The sequence below is a fragment of the Clostridium sp. X genome (assembly GCF_055755365.1).
This window is the reverse complement of record NZ_CM146912.1, coordinates 2,348,107-2,368,444: the sequence shown is the minus strand read 5'-3', so window position 1 is coordinate 2,368,444 and position 20,338 is coordinate 2,348,107. Positions and strand designations below refer to the sequence as shown.

At 29.8% G+C, this 20,338-nt stretch carries 22 protein-coding genes; 2 read left to right on the top strand and 20 right to left on the bottom strand.

Going from position 1 to position 20,338, the window contains the following annotated elements; all coding sequences use genetic code 11:
• Positions 1–566 precede the first annotated feature (566 nt).
• The 14 genes from ACX0KU_RS11830 to hflX form a co-directional block, all read right to left on the bottom strand.
• The gene (locus ACX0KU_RS11830) at positions 567–2,909 is read right to left on the bottom strand and encodes a hypothetical protein (protein WP_472990131.1); all 2,343 of its coding nucleotides are present in this window, start codon (positions 2,907–2,909) and stop codon (positions 567–569) included.
• A gap of 12 nt (positions 2,910–2,921) precedes the next feature.
• Positions 2,922–3,278 carry a hypothetical protein gene (locus ACX0KU_RS11825; RefSeq protein ID WP_472990130.1) on the bottom strand — a complete coding sequence of 119 codons (357 nt, stop codon included), beginning with the start codon at positions 3,276–3,278 and terminating at the stop codon, positions 2,922–2,924.
• 15 nt (positions 3,279–3,293) lie between these two features.
• The gene (locus ACX0KU_RS11820; protein WP_472990129.1) at positions 3,294–3,704 is read right to left on the bottom strand and encodes a hypothetical protein; all 411 of its coding nucleotides are present in this window, start codon (positions 3,702–3,704) and stop codon (positions 3,294–3,296) included.
• A gap of 319 nt (positions 3,705–4,023) precedes the next feature.
• Positions 4,024–4,185 (bottom strand): hypothetical protein, encoded by a 162-nt coding sequence (locus ACX0KU_RS11815; RefSeq protein ID WP_472990127.1) that lies wholly within the window; start codon positions 4,183–4,185, stop codon positions 4,024–4,026.
• Positions 4,186–4,199: 14 nt separating this feature from the next.
• Positions 4,200–4,352, bottom strand: a complete 153-nt coding sequence (locus ACX0KU_RS11810) for a hypothetical protein (RefSeq protein WP_472990126.1) — start codon at positions 4,350–4,352, stop codon at positions 4,200–4,202.
• 119 nt (positions 4,353–4,471) lie between these two features.
• On the bottom strand, positions 4,472–4,672 hold the full coding sequence (locus ACX0KU_RS11805) for a helix-turn-helix transcriptional regulator (RefSeq protein WP_472990125.1): 201 nt from the start codon (positions 4,670–4,672) through the stop codon (positions 4,472–4,474).
• A gap of 670 nt (positions 4,673–5,342) precedes the next feature.
• Positions 5,343–6,269, bottom strand: a complete 927-nt coding sequence (locus tag ACX0KU_RS11800; RefSeq protein ID WP_472990124.1) for a tyrosine-type recombinase/integrase — start codon at positions 6,267–6,269, stop codon at positions 5,343–5,345.
• Positions 6,270–6,402: 133 nt separating this feature from the next.
• Positions 6,403–7,143: a YebC/PmpR family DNA-binding transcriptional regulator gene (locus ACX0KU_RS11795; RefSeq protein ID WP_472990123.1), complete on the bottom strand. Its 741-nt coding sequence runs from the start codon at positions 7,141–7,143 to the stop codon at positions 6,403–6,405.
• Positions 7,144–7,229: 86 nt separating this feature from the next.
• The gene (locus ACX0KU_RS11790) at positions 7,230–7,892 is read right to left on the bottom strand and encodes a YigZ family protein (protein WP_472990122.1); all 663 of its coding nucleotides are present in this window, start codon (positions 7,890–7,892) and stop codon (positions 7,230–7,232) included.
• 25 nt (positions 7,893–7,917) lie between these two features.
• Positions 7,918–8,580 (bottom strand): HEAT repeat domain-containing protein, encoded by a 663-nt coding sequence (locus ACX0KU_RS11785; protein ID WP_472990121.1) that lies wholly within the window; start codon positions 8,578–8,580, stop codon positions 7,918–7,920.
• A 15-nt stretch (positions 8,581–8,595) separates the two neighbouring features.
• The gene (pdxR, locus tag ACX0KU_RS11780; RefSeq protein ID WP_472990120.1) at positions 8,596–9,996 is read right to left on the bottom strand and encodes a MocR-like pyridoxine biosynthesis transcription factor PdxR; all 1,401 of its coding nucleotides are present in this window, start codon (positions 9,994–9,996) and stop codon (positions 8,596–8,598) included.
• A gap of 72 nt (positions 9,997–10,068) precedes the next feature.
• Positions 10,069–10,968, bottom strand: coding sequence for a nucleotidyltransferase domain-containing protein (locus ACX0KU_RS11775; RefSeq protein ID WP_472990118.1), 900 nt, complete (start codon positions 10,966–10,968; stop codon positions 10,069–10,071).
• A 42-nt stretch (positions 10,969–11,010) separates the two neighbouring features.
• The gene (locus ACX0KU_RS11770) at positions 11,011–11,235 is read right to left on the bottom strand and encodes a hypothetical protein (RefSeq protein ID WP_472990117.1); all 225 of its coding nucleotides are present in this window, start codon (positions 11,233–11,235) and stop codon (positions 11,011–11,013) included.
• Between the two features lie 122 nt (positions 11,236–11,357).
• Complete coding sequence (gene hflX, locus ACX0KU_RS11765; protein WP_472990116.1) at positions 11,358–13,151, bottom strand: GTPase HflX; 1,794 nt, start codon at positions 13,149–13,151, stop codon at positions 11,358–11,360.
• A 139-nt stretch (positions 13,152–13,290) separates the two neighbouring features.
• On the opposite strand from hflX, the gene hpt reads away from it, so the two are divergent.
• The gene (hpt, locus tag ACX0KU_RS11760; RefSeq protein WP_472990115.1) at positions 13,291–13,818 is read left to right on the top strand and encodes a hypoxanthine phosphoribosyltransferase; all 528 of its coding nucleotides are present in this window, start codon (positions 13,291–13,293) and stop codon (positions 13,816–13,818) included.
• 220 nt (positions 13,819–14,038) lie between these two features.
• A complete protein-coding gene (locus ACX0KU_RS11755) occupies positions 14,039–16,579 on the top strand; it encodes a transglycosylase domain-containing protein (protein ID WP_472990114.1) in 2,541 nt (846 codons plus the stop codon).
• Between the two features lie 41 nt (positions 16,580–16,620).
• Here ACX0KU_RS11755 and spoVAE read toward each other — a convergent pair whose 3' ends face one another.
• The 6 genes from spoVAE to spoIIAA all read right to left on the bottom strand — a co-directional run bounded on the left by spoVAE (position 16,621) and on the right by spoIIAA (position 20,203).
• Complete coding sequence (gene spoVAE, locus ACX0KU_RS11750; protein ID WP_472990113.1) at positions 16,621–16,980, bottom strand: stage V sporulation protein AE; 360 nt, start codon at positions 16,978–16,980, stop codon at positions 16,621–16,623.
• A gap of 2 nt (positions 16,981–16,982) precedes the next feature.
• Positions 16,983–17,999, bottom strand: coding sequence for a stage V sporulation protein AD (spoVAD, locus tag ACX0KU_RS11745; protein WP_472990112.1), 1,017 nt, complete (start codon positions 17,997–17,999; stop codon positions 16,983–16,985).
• Positions 18,000–18,063: 64 nt separating this feature from the next.
• On the bottom strand, positions 18,064–18,516 hold the full coding sequence (spoVAC, locus tag ACX0KU_RS11740; RefSeq protein WP_472990111.1) for a stage V sporulation protein AC: 453 nt from the start codon (positions 18,514–18,516) through the stop codon (positions 18,064–18,066).
• 104 nt (positions 18,517–18,620) lie between these two features.
• Positions 18,621–19,376: an RNA polymerase sporulation sigma factor SigF gene (gene sigF, locus ACX0KU_RS11735; RefSeq protein ID WP_472990109.1), complete on the bottom strand. Its 756-nt coding sequence runs from the start codon at positions 19,374–19,376 to the stop codon at positions 18,621–18,623.
• Between the two features lie 45 nt (positions 19,377–19,421).
• Positions 19,422–19,853: an anti-sigma F factor gene (gene spoIIAB, locus ACX0KU_RS11730; protein WP_472990108.1), complete on the bottom strand. Its 432-nt coding sequence runs from the start codon at positions 19,851–19,853 to the stop codon at positions 19,422–19,424.
• A gap of 14 nt (positions 19,854–19,867) precedes the next feature.
• The gene (spoIIAA, locus tag ACX0KU_RS11725; protein WP_472990107.1) at positions 19,868–20,203 is read right to left on the bottom strand and encodes an anti-sigma F factor antagonist; all 336 of its coding nucleotides are present in this window, start codon (positions 20,201–20,203) and stop codon (positions 19,868–19,870) included.
• Between the last annotated feature and the right edge of the window lie 135 nt (positions 20,204–20,338).

Sequence of the window (20,338 nt, the reverse complement as noted above, 5' to 3'; positions counted from 1 at the left end):
AGTGCTCTGCCACTCTGGCACAGCATTTTTATTTTTGCTATCACTCAAAATGATAGCGATACACGTTAAATGTGTACCCTTAAATAGATTGCGTTTATAGCCGTTTATTTTAACTTTCCCATACAATTACTCATTAATGCCACAGAATTAAAAATTTGAGTGTTTTTGGCACGAAGAAATGCCACTTACAGGGTATTATAAATGAGGTGTAATTAATATTCTTTCGCTCCACAGTTTTGTGGAATACAACATTTCCTTTAGAGTTATCGTCAATTTTAACTTTAAGTAGTCGACTAAACCGACCAAAATGGGCGATGCAAATTAGGTAATTTCCTTTAAAGAAAAAAACTCTTGTGGGAGAAATATCCCATATCTTGTTATGTCTTTTGGTCACCAAAATAATTTGGGTAGCAAAAGTATATTGCATGATGTTAGTCTGCATAATTTTATGCAACCTTGTGGAATATAGTCCATAGGGTTGGATTTAAATAGGTCTGCCGATTTTTCGGCAACCCCCAATCCAAAGTTGGCTACGGAACTTTCCTTAGTCAAATAAAAATAAGGGCTTAATCGCCCTTGACTGGTGGTGGAAGTTTTGATATTCCTGCCCAATAACCTTCTTCATATGCCAGTAAGTTTAAAGCTGTATATCTCTTAAGATGTAAGAGATCCTCTAATACAAATCCTTTATCTTCAAACTCCTCTTTCATGGAATTAAAATTCTTCTTATTACTTCCAGCAATAAACATGTAACTACATGAAGCTGACTTCAATTCTTCTTGTATAACTGGTATCTGACCTAGGTGATGGCATGATAAAATCAGTTTAGCTCTATATTTAGGCACTTGACTCAATATCATAGTTAAGTATTTTTCACAATTTTTAGTCTGATAAAGTTCATCTATTAAAATTACAGTTTGAACCAATTTGTCTTGTTCTATATCACAGAAACGTTTCTGTAATGCTCCCCAGACTTTAGTTATCCAATAACACACATATATATCCTTTTGCTGTTGAGTAGCAAACATACTATCATACATTCTTATGCATATTAATTTACCTTCCTGAATTTTATCTATAAGATTTATATTATTTTTAATAGGTTTTTTTAACATCATTTCTATATAAGTATTTTGTTTTAACCTGTGTACCCTGCTTAATATTGCACTTATATGTCCTTGTTTTGTACCTATAACCTCTGCTGGATTATCTTTAGTTGCTTTAGACCATTCATCTATTTCTAGCAATTCTTCAACGTATTCTTCCATAGTTTCTTTTAATTCCTTTGGAATATTATCTATATATTCATGTCTTGCCACATGATTCTTTAACACTTTAAATACATCGTTAACTGAACCATTACATACAAATACTATCAGTGCTGAGTATTCAAGATATCTCTCCATTCTTCCCTCTAAATCACTATCCCCATCATTCACTAAGTTTATTAATTCTTTTAGTTTAGCCGATTTCATCTTAGCACAATTGTATAATTCAAATATACTATCATCTTTGGGAACAATCTCATTATATCCAAACCCCTCTAATGTATCCCAATTATCGCACTCTATATTAATTATCTTATCCTTTGGAATAACTACTGCCAATTCATCGCTGAGTTGGCACTTACCACAAAAATCAGGTAATATTACAGTTCTACCAGCTTTTATTAAATCATAAACCATATTAGCTATAAGAGTTGATTTACCACTTCTATTCGGCCCACATAGGCATATAGAAGTATTCTTTAACTCTTTATCCTCTGTATGATATACATTACTGGGATTACCCTTAAATATACTTATCCCTGCTCTTAAAACTCCATTTTGTAAGGGTTCTGGAACTTTTATTTCCAAAGTATCTATTTTAGATATACACTTATGTTGCTCTAGTAACTCCCTACCTGGTAATTGCAGAAAGTTTTGATATTCTTCTATACTACATTTATTTTCTTCAACACCTGCAATTTTAAAATCATCTACATAAAATACATTCTTATTACTAACTTTCTTATATACAAGCTCATTATCCTCTTCTATTGCCTTATATGATTGACATACTGCTAAAGCATTGTTTTGTTGTCTTATCTTATCTTCACTTTCCGATAACACTAAAATTTGAGTATTGAGAATTATATCATCTTTTTTCTTTATCGTTGAAGGTGACGGCTTGTTACTATTGTTTAAAACTTCTGATGCAATTTCTAGCAAACTCACATCTTCATTTTTCCTTTTTTCAGTCCCTGCAAAATCATTAACCACTTCTAGTGCCATATCAATGATCTCTACTAAATAACTTAGTCCTATTTTTAATATATATCCCCAATTCATTTTTTCTCTTTCAATAGGCATTCTATCTTTTATCTTTTGCATAGTGTCATTATATTGTTTTGTCCATCCGAGTTGATTGCTTGGTATTATATTGTAAAATATCCCTATACGGTCTTTATCTTGCATTATGTCTATTACATTCAGTAAGCTATTTAAAGGCTCATTACTAGCCTTATTGATATTAAGACTTAATGCATCTTCTTTCTTATAAGATAATTGATATTTAAGAACTTCAGAGGTAAATGGTAAAATACCTTCTACCTCTTCTACACTCACTCGTTTCCATGTTTCCTGAATTTTCTCTTTAATTATAGAAACATATTGTACTGGTACTATAAAATAGAAATTAACCTCATCTTTATAAATATCTATCATGTAAGAACACTTAACCTGAGTTTTAATTATAAATTTCTTTTCTTCTCTTTTGATTCTTTGGGTAATTCCTTTATACATATGACTTATAGCTTTTGCTATATTTGTAGAGTTGTAATTCCTAATTGAAGTATCTGGAGTTAATTTAAGATATACATACTTAGGGTTCATAACTTGGAAATATTGAGATAGTTTCATAGATTTCATTCTTTCTACCTCCTAAAATATTGAATTGATAGCTTGAATTATTGAATAACTAACAATACTTCCACTTATCCATTTAGCACCTTTTTTATGTCCTAGAATGTACATTATGACTCCTGCAACACATATAATCAAACATATTAAATAACTATACTCTACGGAACAGTACCATAAAATTGATAGTAATTGTTTAGGATGAGTAATATAAAATATAATCTTACCTATGGTTTTTAAATGTAAATTTAACTCTGTAATTTGTTGAGTTAAAGAAAAATCAAATATAGGTGTAGTAGGAGTGTTTATTGGAGCATTATATTGTACTGGATTTAACAAGTTCTCTAATGGGATATTTTTAATTTTACTAAATAACATGACTATGAGACCTCCTTAGGCAAAAATATCTTTGATTATATCTAATAACCAAGGGAAGAAATACAGTGCTGCAAAAGCTAAAGCATACTTCATCATTATTTTGGCAATAGACTTTGTATCGCCTTGCATCAAACTTTTAATAATTTCTACTATGCAAGAAATTAAACAAGCCCAATACCCTATACTCCTACATATACCTAAAATTGTACTTCCTGCTTTATCAATCTTGGCCGTACTCATGGTTGGTGATGCTAATACTGATTGGCAATACATAAGATTTGCTAATGTAAATGTAGCTACCTTTTTTAATCTGGTATCTTGATTAATGTGTTTTGCCACTACTTCTAAGTTATCTAAATAAATTCTCTTCTGTTTATTTTTTATATTATCTAAAAAGTTGTTATGATACATTACAACTATTTGCATATATAAACCTCCGAATAAATTATTAAAAAACAGGGGACACTAACAATAAATCAATACAGAAAGAGGGAATTTAAAATGACTATACCTTTTGCAATTGCATTAGTTGCTGGTGGAATACAAATTGGAGCAGAGATAGTGTGTAAGATATTTGGACTATAATTTGTAAATAAATTATTAATATTAGCAATTAAAATAGATAAAGTAGCAACTTTTAAATAGTTGTCGCATAAGCTAAGAGTGTAACGACGTAGCGGAGCAAGAAGTTCACTTTTAGCGACTTGGGATAAGTCTAACCTTTACAGTTAGGCTTATTTTTTATCTAAATACCCCAATCTGCCTCATATTTCCATACTTTTTGAACAATTGTTGTCATATCCTCTTCTAAGAAAAACAATCCATTTTCATTTGTCCTTAGAAATCCCTTTTCCCATTTAGCAGACTTAGAACGTTTAAATCTAATAGGTTGATATAGGTTATTCATAATTACTCTCCTAACTATAATTTCTCTTTTTTCTTATTCTCAATAAATTCCATATAGTGTTCTATAGCATCCTTTATAAAATCAGACTTTTCTTCTTTAGAATTTGCTATAGTGTACAATCTTATATCCCTTGTGGTTTGCTTAAAGCTTACAGTAATTCTTAGCAATACTTTCAACCCCTTTACTACTTCTTTAATAACACTATATGATTGACTTGCGTAAAAGTTTCCTATTTTATTGAACTATTTTCATAATTTTTGAACTTAGTTTATAAAAAAAGATATGGCTATTCTTCATACCATATCTCATTAATGTTCTTATTTAGTTTTTTAGCAATTTCAAATGCTTTTTCTAAAGTAGGATTATTTAATCCATTTTCCCACTGAGAATATGTTGATTTTTTTACATCTAGCATTTTAGAGAATTCAACAGCACTGACCATGTACTCTCGCATTCTAATTTCCTTAAGTCGATTTTTAATTGGCATTCTATACCACCCTTACTTTATTTCTTTAATTTATTCTACTTACAGTATTCTCCATTTGCTATTAATTTCCTTCTAACCGTTAAATATCTAAACTATAAACTTAATATTGTTTTGAAATTTATACTTTACATCTTTAAAGGGTTTCTATAAAGTTGGGGAATTGTTAAGCAATTAGACGTAGTTTCCCCTAGGAAAGGGGAAAAATAAAAAAAGTTGGGTATAGTGTTGAAGTTTCTTATTGCACTGCTATTGTATTATGCTTCATCCTACTAATTACTGCCCTAGTAGTCCACATAATCCCGTCTTGCGACCAGTAAACCTGCCTACCTAATATTTATATATAGTCCTTAGATACATGGACTTGAGAGAATAAATAATACAATAACAGAAATATCATTTATCCCCTTAGACTCTATAGCATCGGCTCTAAGTAACCTACTCTAATTTTTTAAAACTTGCTAGAGTGCATATACAAGTAAACTATTCCTTAAAAAAGGGTATAGTAAATAAAACCATTGCTACCACAACTTTTTTTTGATAAAATTATCTTAGGGATAATAAAAGTTTGGATGAAGGTTTCGTTAATCTTTATTCAGTTGTAAGGTTGCTACTACGAATAGCGACCTTATTTCTTTTTTTGCAACCAACTTAAACTGCGAGTCCTCTTATCTCAGTTAGTTTTAATTTTCGATTTAATATTCATTAACGGGCTTGTTTTTAAGCTAAGGTCTATTATATCTTCGTCTTGAATAGATTGCAGATATCTCCTAGTAATAGAGATATTCTCATGCCCTAAAAGTCTACTTAAACTATATAAATCTAGACCATTTCTCAATTGTTCTTGTGCATACCAATGACGTATTGTGTGAGGAGAGCATCTTATTTCATCTCTAACTCCTGCGATTCTCCCTGCTTCTCTAACGACTCTCTCTATAGTTTCTGGTGTTAATGGTAAGCCTGTATTACTCAAAAAGTAATTATTAACCCTAACGATCTTATCTTTAAAATAAAAATCTTTTATTCTTTCATACCTAAACATATATTTTCTTAGTAATGGACTAATAGCAACTTGTCTTTGCTTATTACCCTTTCCTCTTAATATAATAACTTTTTCCTTAACATCTTCTTTTAGCAAAATACAAGTTTCGTTATTTCTTGCTCCTGTATCAATTAAAAAAGCCATCAACATTTTATTTCTTGCTGTTAAATAAGTCGTGAATTTATAAGCATTTAGCATATTAATTATTTCAAGATTTTCAAATGTGTTTATTAAGACTTTGCCTTCTCTTTGCCAAGAAACTTTTAAACAAGGATTCTCAGTGAGATATTCTTCTTCAGTGCAATATCTAAAAAATGCTCTTAATGTCTTTAAAATTCCATTAACATAAGTCGGTTTACTACCTTTCTGTAATAAAAACTTAAAATATTTTTTAATATGTAGTGGCTTAATATCTTCTAATGTCGTTATTTTGAATTCTTGCATTAAATAATTATGAAATAATGCATTGCTATTTCTATAACTTTTGATAGTTCTTTTAGAAAAACTTTTAACTTCAAGATTAAATACAAACTCTTCTAAAACATCTTTTAATTGCACAAAAAATAACACCTCCAATGTAGTATAATTTTATACATACATTTAAAGGTGTTATTTATCATCATGTATTGGTAAAAAAACGTATATCGTCACGTTTTCCTAATCCTTAAATCTGCAAACCGTTGCTATCCCTTTATCCTTCCCACTCTTCTGGGAACTCTGCATTGTGGTAGATATCTTGAACATCATCATCATCCTCTAACATATCTAAAAGCTTTTGCGTTTGAGGCGCAGTCTCTATATCTACTGATACCATAAGGTCTGGAATCATTGTTATGTCTGCTTCAATAAAACTATATCCTAATTTTTCAAGTTCTTCACGAATAAAAGAGAATTCTAAAGGATCAGTTATTACTTCAAAAACCTCCTCTTGAGCATTAAAATCCTCTGCGCCTACTTCTAGGGCTTGCATCATTAATTCTTCTTCATCTATTTTTTCAGTTCTCTCAATAATCATTTGACCTTTTCTTTGAAACATATAAGATACACAACCATTTGCACCAAGATTCCCACCATATTTATCAAAGATATGTCTTGCACTTGCAGCACTTCTGTTTCTATTATCTGTTAAAAACTTTACCATAACAGCAACTCCACCAGGAGCATATCCTTCATAAACTATTTCTTCATAGCTTATTCCTTCAAGTTCTCCTGCTCCTTTTTTAATTGCTCTTTCTATAGTGTCATTAGGCATATTAGCAGCCTTTGCCTTTGCTATTACATCTCTTAACTTGCTATTTGTTTCTGGACTAGAACCACCATCTCTAGCCGCTAAAATAAGTTCTCTACCTATTTTTGTGAATATCTTTCCCTTTTTAGCATCATTTTTTCCTTTTTTAGCTTGTATGTTATGCCATTTTGAATGTCCTGACATTTAATATCCCCCTAACTGGTAAAATATAATAATATGTATTATCATTAGAAATCGTTTAATATTATATCATATAAAATATTTTTATTTCAATTTTTATTTATAGTAGTATCTTCAAATAACCTCTTTTCAAGTTTGAAATAATGATCTTTATCCCCTAATTTATACTCCGCTTTCCCGGAAGTAACCTCTGTAATTTTATTTTTTATTTCTTCACTTTTACTAATTTCTACAAAAATGATTAATTCTACTTTATCTGTATAGTTAGCTTCTTCTATATGCCAAAAATTTTGGGAACATACGTACTGAACTTTCCCTAAGAAATCATAGTCTATTTTTATAGTTAAAGTTACACCCTCTACCTTTTCTACGATTTCACCGCTAGCTACTGCAATAGCTGCTCCTTTTGAGTATGCTCTTACCAGTCCACCTGCCCCTAATAGTATACCCCCAAAATATCTAGTTACTACTACTGCAATATCAGTAACTCCATTCTTTTTTATTACTTCAAGAATTGGTATTCCTCCAGTTCCTTGAGGCTCTCCATCATCATTATATCTTTGAATACCCATATTCTCACCAATTACATATGCATATACATTATGAGTAGCATCTTTATGTTTACTCCTTATCTCATCAATAAAATCTTTAGCATCCTCTTCGGAGTAAACACGTTTTGCATAGCCTATAAAAAGAGACTTCTTCTCTTCAAATCGGTCTTGTCCCTCATTTTTAATTGTAAGATAGCTCAATTCATTCCCTCCTTACATCACACAATTAGAAATTTGTCTTATATTCCTCTAAATACTTTTCTGCAGCATCCTTTAAGTATTGTTTTTCTGTAGTATTTTTTATATTTAAAATTTTATCCTTAGCTTTAGAGCTTTTCAATATTTGCAAAGCCTTTATAGCATACATAACCACTTGAGCATTTACGTCCTCCAATGCTCTTAATAAAGCCATCTCTGATTTAGGATTTTCAATCTTTCCCATAGCTGATACAGCCATTCTTCTTATATTAACAAATTTATGTACTGAAGCTTTTAGTAAAATATCTAAGCTGCTTACATCTTTTAGTTCTCCTAACATCCATATAGCTATCTCTTTATCTTTCGAATACATATCTGTATAATTTTTTCTAATATAGTCTATAAGTTTAATTTTATTATCTGCATTTAAAGAATTTAAAAATTCTATTTTATCTCTTTTTCCTGCTATAGAAATAACTTTAAAAAGCTCTTCAGAATTTTTACTTTTAGCTAAAAATCTATACTTAATTTTTCCTTCTATTATATGATTTTGAACTATACTTCTATGGATATTGCGAATTCGTGCTATACTTTCAATACTTTTTCCTTCTACAAATAAAAAATATGTAATGTCTTCTTCAGAATAATTATCAACCTGATTCCAATCGAATTCCACTAGTCCTTTTTTCATAATAATACCCACCCTTTAAAGCAAGTTACTTATAACCTGTAATCCTCTTTCTATTTCTTCGTTATTAGTTTCAGAAAACCCAAGCCTAAAATACTTTTCGCCATCTATACTGTTTTTATAAAAAAGCACTCCTGGTGTAATAATTACATTTTGCTTTTTACACTTATTAAAAAGCTCTATACAATTAACATCTATATTTTCATTAATTTGAAAATAAAAGTTTAGCCCACCTCCTGGGTTATTACACAAAACTTTATCTTTTAAATTTTCTCTAATAGATGTTTCCATAAATAAATATCTCTCTTTATAGACTTTATTTAAGTTTTTAATATGCTCTTTCCAATACCCATCATTAATATATAAATCTAAAGCCCTTTGCATTAAACTAGATGTAGTTCTATCTGTATTAATTTTAGAATTTTGAATGCCTTCACTAAATCTTTTAGGAGATATTAAGTATCCCATTCTTATTCCCGGCAGAAAAATTTTTGAAAAACTTTTTATATATATGACTCTATCATTTTTATCTAAAGTTTTAAAACTATTATAACTTATATTTTTGTCATAAATCAGTTCTGATAAATAATCATCTTCTATAATATAAAAATCGTGTTCTTCTGCTAGATTTAGTAGTTCTCTTTTTTTATTTAAACTATATGTGTTTCCTGTAGGATTTTGAAAATAACTCATTAAATAAAAACATTTTATTTTATTTTTCTTTAATATTTTCTTTAAAGTATCTATGTCTATACCATCTTTTAAAATATCTACTTCAAATATATTTGCACGTCTACTCTTAAAAACACTTAATGCACCACTATAAGTAGGCCTCTCTACAATTATATTGTCATTTACATTAATTATAGCCTTTGCCACTATATCTATTCCTTGTTGTGCTCCTGAAACAATTACTATATTATCATCATCTACAGTATGATTCCAAAAATATTTATTAATATTATGCCTTAATCCATCGTATCCAAAAGCGTTCTCATTTACAAATGCTTCTGCCCCATCTCTATCTATAACCTTATTTAATACTTCCTTAAAAGTATTAACAGGAAAAAACTCACTACAAGTTGTTTCTCCTGTAAAGTCTATATAATCTTTTAACTCCCCATTACTTATTTTTTTATAAATACTGGAATATTCCTTAAGAAAGTTTTTATTATCTTCTTTGGATTTGGCATACGTTCCACTTCCTATCTTTTGAAGTGCATATCCTTCCATCTGCAATCTATTATAAGCATTAACTATAGTAACTGTATTAACTTTTAACTGCTTTGAAAGTTCTCTTATAGAAGGTAATTTCTCTCCCTCCATAATATTTTTAGAATATATCAACTTCTTTATATGTCTTGCGATTTGAATGTATTTAGGAATCTCTTCTACAAAATCTACAAAATATTTATTCATATCATCAGTCCTCTTAAAAAATATGACATACACACTTCAATATATTAGAAATATGCATGTCAAAGCATCTATTTAAATAAAATATACATTCTCCTTAAATAGCATGTTATTAGAATAATCTTTATGATCTCTACTTTCTTTTTTAACAATATTCTTTTCGCACAATTTATTTAAAATATTTTCAAAATCTATTTTATAATTTTTAAAAAACTCATCTTTCTTTATTTCTTCCGAGCTTAGAAAGCAATCTCTTTCTTTCATGTATCTTAATAAAAGTCTAGTATATTCTTTAAAATTTACATTTATATTATCTTCACAAAAATTAATAATGCTATCTATAGCATCTGGCACCTCTTCTTTTGATGAAAAAAATAAACTATCAACATACTCCTCTAACTCATCATTTAGATTCATTGCCATGGTCATTACATCTTTACTTATCATATATCCGGTAGAATTTATATACAATTTTGAAAAATCCTCTACACATTTAATTGCTGCACTATATGCCATGTATAATCCATTATTAGCTAGATATTTCTTACAAACACCTATACTCTTTAGCAAATCTCCTAAATAAACCATATTCCACTTTTCTCTATCTATATCTGGATAATATCTCCCCAAATCATATTTTGCTGTTATTTCCTCATCTTTTGAGAAAACCAATCTTGAAGATACAAATATTCTATGTATAAATCCTCCTACAAGCTCATCTTTATGTAAACTCAATAATGTTTCCTTACTCATCAATTTAACGTGAACAGGCATACCTTTTTCCTCTGTGTATACATTAACTATATTATTAATTTCATCTTTCGAAATAACAAATAAGTCTATATCTGATTCTTCCCAAAGATCCCCTGTAACAACACTTCCAAATACCATTGCAGCTAAAATGGAATCGGTATCTTTTAATCTTTCAATTAATGAGTTAAAAGCTTTCTGATACCTTGTAATTATATTTGCCATTTACATATCCCCCATTTTTAGTAATATCAATAGATTCATATACTACATATTCACCTTGATAATTTTAATATCTTCCATAAAGTCACACTTACTACATTTAAATAAATGTATGCAAAAGTTCCCTAAATCATCAATAGGATCATCAGCACTATAATCATCATAATATTCCTGTTTTCTCCCCTTGTCTATCATAATATCCCCACATCTACTACATTTATATTGTACATTATTATTTATCTCATTACATATCGGACAAACTTTTTCCAAGATAAACACCCCTTTTTTCTATATACAATTATTATTAGCAATGCTTTTTAAAAATAAACTATAATAATTATTTTCTCTAACATAGTTAAAAGGGGCATGTTATATTTTTAGTAAAACTCCATTTAATTAAAAACAATTTCATATTGCTTGCATTTATTAAGTACTTCTTCATCAACTAATGCTATTATTTTTGTTCCATCCTCTTTATACTCTTCCTCTAATACTTTTGCACCCCTATGAAGTAATGCTACTGTTGCAGTATCGGTATAAGGTATTAGATACTCAACTTGCGTTAATGCATTAGGTAAAGACTTTGAGATTAGTTCTAATAGTTTATCTAAATTTAAGCTTTCTTTTGCTGATATTTCTATGATTTTCATATAATCATATTTCTCTTTTAAAAGCTTTATATCATCTTCATTAGCCTTATCAATTTTATTTAAAAGTAATATCATAGGTTTATCTTTAGCACCTAATTCATCTAATACTTGATTTACTGCTTCTATTTGCTCCATAGCCTTTTGTGAAGATGCATCTACTACATGGAGAAGAAGTTCAGAATTCACTACCTCTTCTAATGTTGATTTAAAAGCTTCTACTAAATCGTGTGGTAACTTTCTTACAAATCCAACTGTATCAGTAAGCGTAACAAGTCTATTATCCGGAAGTATTATTGCTCTTGTTGTTACATCCAAAGTAGCAAATAGCATATCCGCTTCAAATACTTTTTCCTTTTGAACTATATCTCTAGGTGATGCTATATCGCATAGAATGTTTCTTAAGGTCGATTTACCTGCATTGGTATAACCAACTAAAGAAATCTTAGGTATATTCTCTCTACTTCTTTTATCTCTTTGAACTTCTCTATTTTTTCTTACTTTCTCAAGTTCTTTTGTTAAATCATGAACTCTGTCCCTTATGTGTCTTTTATCTACTTCGAGTTTCTTTTCTCCTGGTCCTCTAGTTCCTATTCCTGCACCTGTTCTAGATAATACAGTACCCATTCCAGATAATCTTGGAAGTCTATATTTAAGTTGAGCTAATTCAACCTGTATTTTAGCTTCTTTACTTTTTGCTCTTGTTGCAAATATTTCAAGAATTAATGTAGTTCTGTCTATTACCTTTGTTCCAGTAAGATTTTCAAGATTTCTAATTTGAGAAGCTGATAATTCATCATCAAAAATAATTATATTAGCATTTTGGGCCTGCCTTAACATTGAAATTTCTTCTACTTTTCCCTCTCCAATAAAAAGTGCAGTATCTATTTTGCTTCTTCTTTGAAGTACTTTATCTACTGTAATAACATTACATGCTCGTGCTAATTCTTCTAATTCTTCTAAACTCTCTTCATCTTCTATACCTACAAGAATAGCCCTTTCTCTGTGATCTTCATATACCTCGTTATCTTTTAAGCTATCTTCTATCTCATTAATTATTTTAAATATATTTAAATTTAATGCTCTACTTAATCCTAACTCTTTAGCGATTTCTACAATTAGTTTATTATTTTCGATTCCACAAAATCCTATAGTTATATCCTTACATTGTCCGTTTTCCACTGCTACGGCTGCCATACAATCTAACTTCAGCTTAATAAGAGCCGAAGCATCTAATGCCGATAACATTGAATTCCCATTTGGATGTGTATGAATAATTCTAATGCCGGAAAGCTTTTTTTCTTTAATATCTATAGGTGGTAATTCAACAGTAGTACTATCTCCTATAGCCACACTTACTATATTACCTTTTCTATCTATTGCAACACTAATTTCCTTATTTATATCTTCTGTTATTCTACAGATTAAATTTATGATTTCTTCATTAGCTAAGTTTTCTCGATATATCTTGTAATTATAAATTTCATCTAACTGTTTTAAAGTAGTCTTTCTTATACCTTCTATATTTCCTGATATCATTTCTTCCCTCTTTTCTGTGCTTTTTCGATTATCTTTTACATATTTTTTATTTTTTATTATAAATTTTCACTTGACAACTTTCATATAATTTTATACTATAAAAACCATATTGTAAATATCTATAGTTTGGGGGATTACAATGGAAAATAAGAAAATAAATATACTAATAGACGAAGAAAAAATCAAGATAAGAATTAAAGAAATAGGAATTGAAATTTCAAAGGATTATGAAAGTAAAAAACTTTATGTCTTATCACTACTTAGAGGAAGTTTTATATATACTGCTGACTTAGTAAGACAAGTTTCTGTACCAACTAAAATAGGTTTTATGACAACATCTAGTTATGGTCATAATGAAGAATCCTCTGGTAAGGTAAATATAATACATGATGTTCCAGATGATATTACAGGCTATGATGTTCTTATTGTAGATGATATAGTTGATACTGGTATTACAATGAAGTTTGTAGTAGAACATTTGAAATCTCTTGGTGCTAACAGTGTAAAGAGTTGTGTTCTTTTAGATAAACCCGAAAGAAGAAAAGTAGAAATATCACCTGATTACTGTTGTTTCCAAATACCAGATGTATTTGTAGTTGGATATGGATTAAATTACGGTGATTATTACAGAAATATCCCTTATGTTTTCAATTGGAAAGAAAACTAAAAATACAATTAATTTAAATTACTATGCATTAGCATAGTAATTTTTAATTTTTATTTAAATTCTGAGTTTTATATAATATATTTTTGTATTATTCAAGTAACATAATTATATATTAACAAATGTATTTGTTATCAAAAGGTAATAAATAGTGTATAATTTTATTATATGTTATAATAATGTTATTACATTAATAAGGTAGTCTATTTAAGGAGGAATATATATGACTGAGAGTAAGAGTAGTCAGGAGAATCAGTCTTCAAAAAAAGTTAATAAGAAAAAAAAGAATCATAAATCTCTTAAAATAATCCTATTATCTTTTTTATCTCTATGTTTATTTTTAGCTGTAATCGGTGGAGGACTGGTACTTGCCATTGTCAAGACAGCTCCTGATTTAGATATGGCTGCAGTTCTAGCTTCAAATGAAGCATCTAAAATTTATGACGATAAAGGAGAATATATAGATAGTATTATAACTACTCAAAAAAGGGTTCTAGTTAAATATGAGGATGTACCCAAAAATCTTATAGATGCTTTTGTAAGTATAGAAGATGAACGTTTCTTCAATCATAATGGTATAGACCTTAGGAGAATCGCTGGAGTAATTATAATGGATGTAAAGAATAAACTTCAAGGTAAATCCGTATACCAGGGTGGATCCACTATTACTCAACAATTACTAAAAACTACCCTTTACGAGTTTCAAGGAGAATCCTTCGAACAAAAAGTAAAAAGAAAAATTCAAGAGTGGTATCTCGCTCCAAAGCTAGAAAAGAAAATAGGCAAGGAAGTTATACTAGAAGCATACTTAAATACTATCTTTCTTGGTGGTAGAGCTATAGGCATAGAAGCTGCTTCTCAACAATACTTTGGAGTCAGCGTAAAGAATTTGACTTTAACTCAATGTGCTTTTTTAGCAGGCGTAAATCAGAGTCCTTCAATTTATTATCCATACTCCCGTACCTCTAGAAAAGATCCATCTAAATATGTAAATAGAACTAAAACTGTTCTCTCTAAAATGAAAGAAAATGGATATATCACTGAAACTGAGTATACTAAAGCAATAACTGATTTGAACACTGAGAGAAGCAAAGTAACTTCTAATGAAGAAATACAAACTCTGGGAACTTCTGTTCTTGGAAAAGCTACATCTAGTAATGATAAATATAATTATGAATGGTTTTCAAGGGAAGTAGTTACTAAAGTTAAAGAAGACTTAAAAACAACTTATAATTACAGCGATGATGAAATTGAAAGTCTCCTTGTTAGTGGCGGCTTAAAAATTTATAGTACCATGAACAAATCTTTACAAGATAGCGCACAGAAATTTATTAATGATGATCCTAAGCTAAAAAATTTATCCAAGCTAGGTGAAAATAATATAGTTCAGCCTCAAGCTTCTGCTGTTTTAACTGATTATCATACAGGTGAAATTAAGGTTATCATTGGCGGACGTGGCGAACAACCAGCATATTCTTTTAATAGAGCTATGGATGCAAAAGTCCCTCCAGGTTCTAGTATAAAACCTCTAACAGTGTATTCTCCTGCAATTGATTTAAAGCTGGGGACTGCTGCTACAGTAATAGAGGATTCTCCGCTACCTTACGATATGTCAAAGAAATATGCTAATGGTGGAACTCCTTGGCAACCTGAAAATTCTAATGGTGCCTATGCCGGTTATATTAATATGAGAAATGCAATTAAAGACTCTGTAAATATTTATGCAGTAAAACTAGAAGACTCCATAGGTCTGGAAACTGGCTTTAGTTACGGTGAAAAGTTCGGCATAAATTTTGATACAGCAGATAAGCATAGCATTGCTGCTTTAGCATTAGGTCAAATGAGCACAGGTACAAATACATTTACTATGGCAAATGCTTATGGAGTATTTGGTAATAATGGTCTATATACAACTCCAAGACTTTATACAAAGATTTTAGATAGAAGCGGAAAACTTTTATTAGAAAGTAAAATAGAAACAAAGAAGATATTATCTCCACAAGCTGCTTTTATTATGTATGATATGTTAAAGGAGCCTGTTAGAGCTGGTACTGCGTATAAGGCAAATACTACTTATAAAAGCAGGATTCCTCTTGCAGGAAAAACAGGTTCATCAACAAATTTTAAAAATCTTTGGTTTTGTGGACTTACTCCATATTATTCCGGAGCTGTTTGGATTGAAAATAAAAATAACCAAGGAATATACAGTAGTGATGCAGCATATATAATGGGAAGAATTATGAATGAAGCTGTTAAAGACCTTCCTGTTAAAGACATTGCGCCCCCTTCTGGCATAACAAGTTCCGCAGTAGACAGAGTATCTGGGCTTTTACCTACTGAATTATCATATAGAGATCCAAGAGGTAGCCAAGTATATACTGAATTATTTATTAAAGGTACAGTCCCAACATCAACTGATAATATTCACGTTGAAGCTAAAATAAATAAAAATAATGGTAAAATAGCCTCATTATATACGCCCTTTTCATTAACTGTATCCAAAGTTTTTATAAAGAGAGATTATGTTCCAAGTGTATATCTTGGTGATCATCAATATGTGCTGCCTAAACATATTGATGATACTATAACTGTGCCTCAGACTCCAACTGACAATACTAATAACACAGATAATGATATTGATGAAGATATTTCAGAACCTACAGATGACAGTTTAGATGATTCTAACTCTGATTCTGAGGACACTAATAATACTACCTTAAACACTTTCAATAAAAATCGAAAGAATAAAAAGAAACAAATATAATACACAATAAAAGGAAGCCAATGCTTCCTTTTATTGTGTTATTATACTTTTGTTTTAGGATTAAAAAATATCGCCATTAAATATCCAAAGAGTATTGCTGAACTTACTGTAGCTGCTATTCCTTTAATTCCTCCCGTGAATACACCTAAAAATCCAACCTTATCTACTTCTTTCATTACAGACTTTGCAAGTACATATCCAAAACCAGGAAGTGGAACACTCGCCCCTGCTTTTCCATATTTAATTAAAATATCATATACGTTTAATGCTCCAAGTATTACTCCTGCTATAACAAAAATTACTAGTATTCTTCCCGAACTTAGTTTCGTCTTACTCATTAGTATTTGACCTACTAAGCATATACTTCCACCAATAATAAAAGTCATAATATAGTCACCCATAGTTAATCTCCTCCAAATTCAATAGATACTGCATGTGCTATACCTGGAATACTTTCTCCTTGCAATGATGTAGTAGTACTCAGTAATGCGCCAGTAGATACAATTAAAACTTTTTTTAAATTTCCTTGAATAATATTTTTATATATGTAGCCACAACTCACAACAGCTGAACATCCACAACCACTTCCTCCACAGTTTACCTTTTGACGTTCTTTATCAAAAATCTCATCACCACAATCAATATAATTTTTAGATATGTCATACCCATATTCTTTTAATAATTCAATCGTGATCTTTTTACCAACCATACCCAAGTCCCCAGTAGCTATCAAATCATAATCTTCTGGTTTTCTTCCAGTGTCCATTAAGTGTTGTTTTATAGTATCTACTGCTGCTGGAGCCATAGCAGACCCCATATCACTAACATCTGTTTGGCCATAATCTTTTATTTTTCCTATAGTTACATATGTCACATATGGAGAATTACCTTCTTTGGCTAAAAGCATTGCTCCTGAACCTGTAACAGTCCACTGAGATGTTAGGTTTCTTTGATTACTCATTTCAAGTGGAAACCTAAACTGTCTTTCTGCTGTAGAAAAGTGAGATGATGTAGCAGCTATTGCATAGTCTGCAAATTCACCATCTATTAGAATAGCTGCTACACTTAAGGACTCTGACATAGTAGAACAAGCTCCATATAAACCTAAAAAAGGTATATCTATATCTCTAGCAGCAAAGTTAGATGCAGCTGTTTGATTTAATAAATCTCCTGCTATAAGATAATTTATATCTTGTTCTTTTAAATTTCTTTTTTTTATAGTTTCCTGAATAGCTTTATACAACATAGTAGTTTCTGCCTTTTCAAAGCTCTCTTGTCCATTTAAATCATCAGTTAATATTATATCAAAGTAATCTTTTAGAGGTCCCTCTCCCTCTTTAGGTCCAACAATACTAGTAGTCATTATAATTTTTGGCTTACTATCTAATCTTATAGTTTGTTTTCCTAATCTTTTTGTCATATGACACCTCTTTTTTATACTTTCAATAAGTAATAAAAGAATTTTACGTTGTAAAATTCTTTTATTATAAAGTCATGAAATAATATATAATCCCAACTATTATGGATGAGCCTATTCCATATACTAGTACTGGCCCTGCAATTATAAACATCTTTGCAGTAACCCCAAATATATATCCTTCTTTTTTAAATTCCATAGCAGGTGCTACAATAGAATTCGCGAAGCCAGTTATTGGCACCACAGACCCTGCTCCTGCGAAATCTCCTAACTTATCATATATACCTATTCCTGTTAGCAACGATCCAAGAAAAATTAGAGTTATAGTTGAAAAAACTATTGCATCCTCTAATGAAAATCCAAGTTTCCCATAGAAGTTATTAAAAAGTTGACCTAAATCACAAATTAATCCGCCTACAATAAATGCTCTTATACAATCCTTTAAAAGATTTGACTTTGGAATTTCTTGACTTACTAAAATTCTAAACTTTCTTTTAATTTCGTCCTCTTTTATACTCATTGTATACACAGCCTTTATTTAAATTTTAGTTTTGATTTATATATTATATATTTTAAGCAATTATTAAATTTTTAAACAAAAAGATAGGATACATAAAACATATCCTATCCGCTAAGTTTTTCTTTCATAGTTTTTAAAACTTTTTTTTCTATTCTTGAAACTTGCACTTGACTTATACCAAGCATTTTTGCAACTTTTACTTGAGTTATATCTTTAAAATATCTCAGTATTATTATTTGTCTAGATCTTGCATCTAATTTACTTAATGCTTCTTTTAATGCTATTTTATCTAATATTTCTTTATCTTCGTCATTATTTTTCTTGATTCTATCTATAAGAAAAATTGGTGCACCATCATCTTGATGTATTGTATCATAAAGATATTTAGGCTCATTAATAGCTTCTGTTGAAAATAAAATTTCTTCTGTAGTCATTCCTGAAAACTCTGCTAATTCTTCAATAGTTGGTTCTCTATTTAATTTTTGTGTTAATTTTTCCTTATCATAATGTAATTTTCTTGCCGCATATTTTAAGCTTCTACTTACTTTTATTAATCCATCATCTCTCAAAAATCTTTTTATTTCTCCTATTATCATAGGAACTGCATAAGTAGAAAATTGAACATTATAAGAGGAATTAAAGTTGTTTATGGCCTTTACTAATCCCATACAACCTATTTGAAAAATATCATCATACTCATAACCTCTATTGAGAAACTTTTTACTTATAGAAGATACTAATGGTAAATTTCTTTCTACAAGCTTATCCAAAGCAGATTTATCTCCGGATTTAGCTTTATCGATTAATTCTAAATTATCTTCATATTTAAATGAACTTTTAACATGCATGTCTTCATTCATAGAATTTCAAACCAATTATAAGGTTTTCCTCCTTTCTATTAAAGCTTATCTACTTAAGGATTTAAATGTCTTTTTCATAATAATCTTTGTGCCTTTTCCTCCAATGGATTCGACTTTTAGATTATCCATAAATGTTTCCATAACAGTAAAGCCCATTCCTGATCTTTCTAAATCTGGTCTTGAAGTATATAAAGGTTGCATAGCAAGTTCAAGATCAGATATTCCTACTCCCTCATCTTCAACTATAATTGATATCTCGCCATCATTTATTTCAGATTCTATAGTTACTACTCCATCTTTATTGCCGTATCCATGAATAATAGAATTTGTTACAGCTTCAGATACAGCTGTTTTAATATCAGTAATTTCCTCTATAGTAGGATCTAGTTGTGAAACAAAAGCTGCAACTGCTACCCTCGCAAAACTCTCATTTTCCGACTTACTTAAAAATTCTATTTTCATTCTATTGTGACTCATCTCTTTTCCCCCCACTACATATTATCTAATGCTTGTTCGACACTATCGTATAATGGAATTATTTTAAACATTCCTGATAACTCAAATACTCTTTTTACACTTCCAGTAACTTTACAAATATAAACCTTTCCTTTTTTCAACGATAGCTTTCTATACCTTCCTATCACAACCCCGATACCTGAGCTGTCCATAAAAGTTACTCCAGAAAAATCCATTACTAATTTATTAAAACCGTCTCTTTCTAGTCTATCATCTACTTTGTTTCTAACTTCTTCTGCACTGTGATGGTCTAATTCTCCCATCATATGTACTACAAGATTATCTCCTTTTGTCTCAAAATTAAGATTCATTCTACCCCTCCTGCATATGTTAAAATATCCCATATTAATAATTCTATAACATTTATTAATTTCCTTCTTTTTCTATAAAATTAACGTATATTAATTTATTATTAACACTTTTATTTACTTTTATACATAAAATAA

What these genes read in the sequence shown, in the direction of transcription:
- ACX0KU_RS11830 (WP_472990131.1), bottom strand. Translation starts at nt 2,909, where the DNA reads ATGAAATCTATGAAACTATCTCAATATTTCCAAGTTATGAACCCTAAG.
- ACX0KU_RS11825 (WP_472990130.1), bottom strand. Translation starts at nt 3,278, where the DNA reads ATGTTATTTAGTAAAATTAAAAATATCCCATTAGAGAACTTGTTAAAT.
- ACX0KU_RS11820 (WP_472990129.1), bottom strand. Translation starts at nt 3,704, where the DNA reads ATGCAAATAGTTGTAATGTATCATAACAACTTTTTAGATAATATAAAA.
- ACX0KU_RS11815 (WP_472990127.1), bottom strand. Translation starts at nt 4,185, where the DNA reads ATGAATAACCTATATCAACCTATTAGATTTAAACGTTCTAAGTCTGCT.
- ACX0KU_RS11805 (WP_472990125.1), bottom strand. Translation starts at nt 4,672, where the DNA reads ATGCCAATTAAAAATCGACTTAAGGAAATTAGAATGCGAGAGTACATG.
- ACX0KU_RS11795 (WP_472990123.1), bottom strand. Translation starts at nt 7,143, where the DNA reads ATGTCAGGACATTCAAAATGGCATAACATACAAGCTAAAAAAGGAAAA.
- ACX0KU_RS11785 (WP_472990121.1), bottom strand. Translation starts at nt 8,580, where the DNA reads ATGAAAAAAGGACTAGTGGAATTCGATTGGAATCAGGTTGATAATTAT.
- pdxR (WP_472990120.1), bottom strand. Translation starts at nt 9,996, where the DNA reads ATGAATAAATATTTTGTAGATTTTGTAGAAGAGATTCCTAAATACATT.
- ACX0KU_RS11775 (WP_472990118.1), bottom strand. Translation starts at nt 10,968, where the DNA reads ATGGCAAATATAATTACAAGGTATCAGAAAGCTTTTAACTCATTAATT.
- hflX (WP_472990116.1), bottom strand. Translation starts at nt 13,151, where the DNA reads ATGATATCAGGAAATATAGAAGGTATAAGAAAGACTACTTTAAAACAG.
- hpt (WP_472990115.1), top strand. Translation starts at nt 13,291, where the DNA reads ATGGAAAATAAGAAAATAAATATACTAATAGACGAAGAAAAAATCAAG.
- ACX0KU_RS11755 (WP_472990114.1), top strand. Translation starts at nt 14,039, where the DNA reads ATGACTGAGAGTAAGAGTAGTCAGGAGAATCAGTCTTCAAAAAAAGTT.
- spoVAE (WP_472990113.1), bottom strand. Translation starts at nt 16,980, where the DNA reads ATGGGTGACTATATTATGACTTTTATTATTGGTGGAAGTATATGCTTA.
- spoVAD (WP_472990112.1), bottom strand. Translation starts at nt 17,999, where the DNA reads ATGACAAAAAGATTAGGAAAACAAACTATAAGATTAGATAGTAAGCCA.
- spoVAC (WP_472990111.1), bottom strand. Translation starts at nt 18,516, where the DNA reads ATGAGTATAAAAGAGGACGAAATTAAAAGAAAGTTTAGAATTTTAGTA.
- sigF (WP_472990109.1), bottom strand. Translation starts at nt 19,376, where the DNA reads ATGAATGAAGACATGCATGTTAAAAGTTCATTTAAATATGAAGATAAT.
- spoIIAB (WP_472990108.1), bottom strand. Translation starts at nt 19,853, where the DNA reads ATGAGTCACAATAGAATGAAAATAGAATTTTTAAGTAAGTCGGAAAAT.
- spoIIAA (WP_472990107.1), bottom strand. Translation starts at nt 20,203, where the DNA reads ATGAATCTTAATTTTGAGACAAAAGGAGATAATCTTGTAGTACATATG.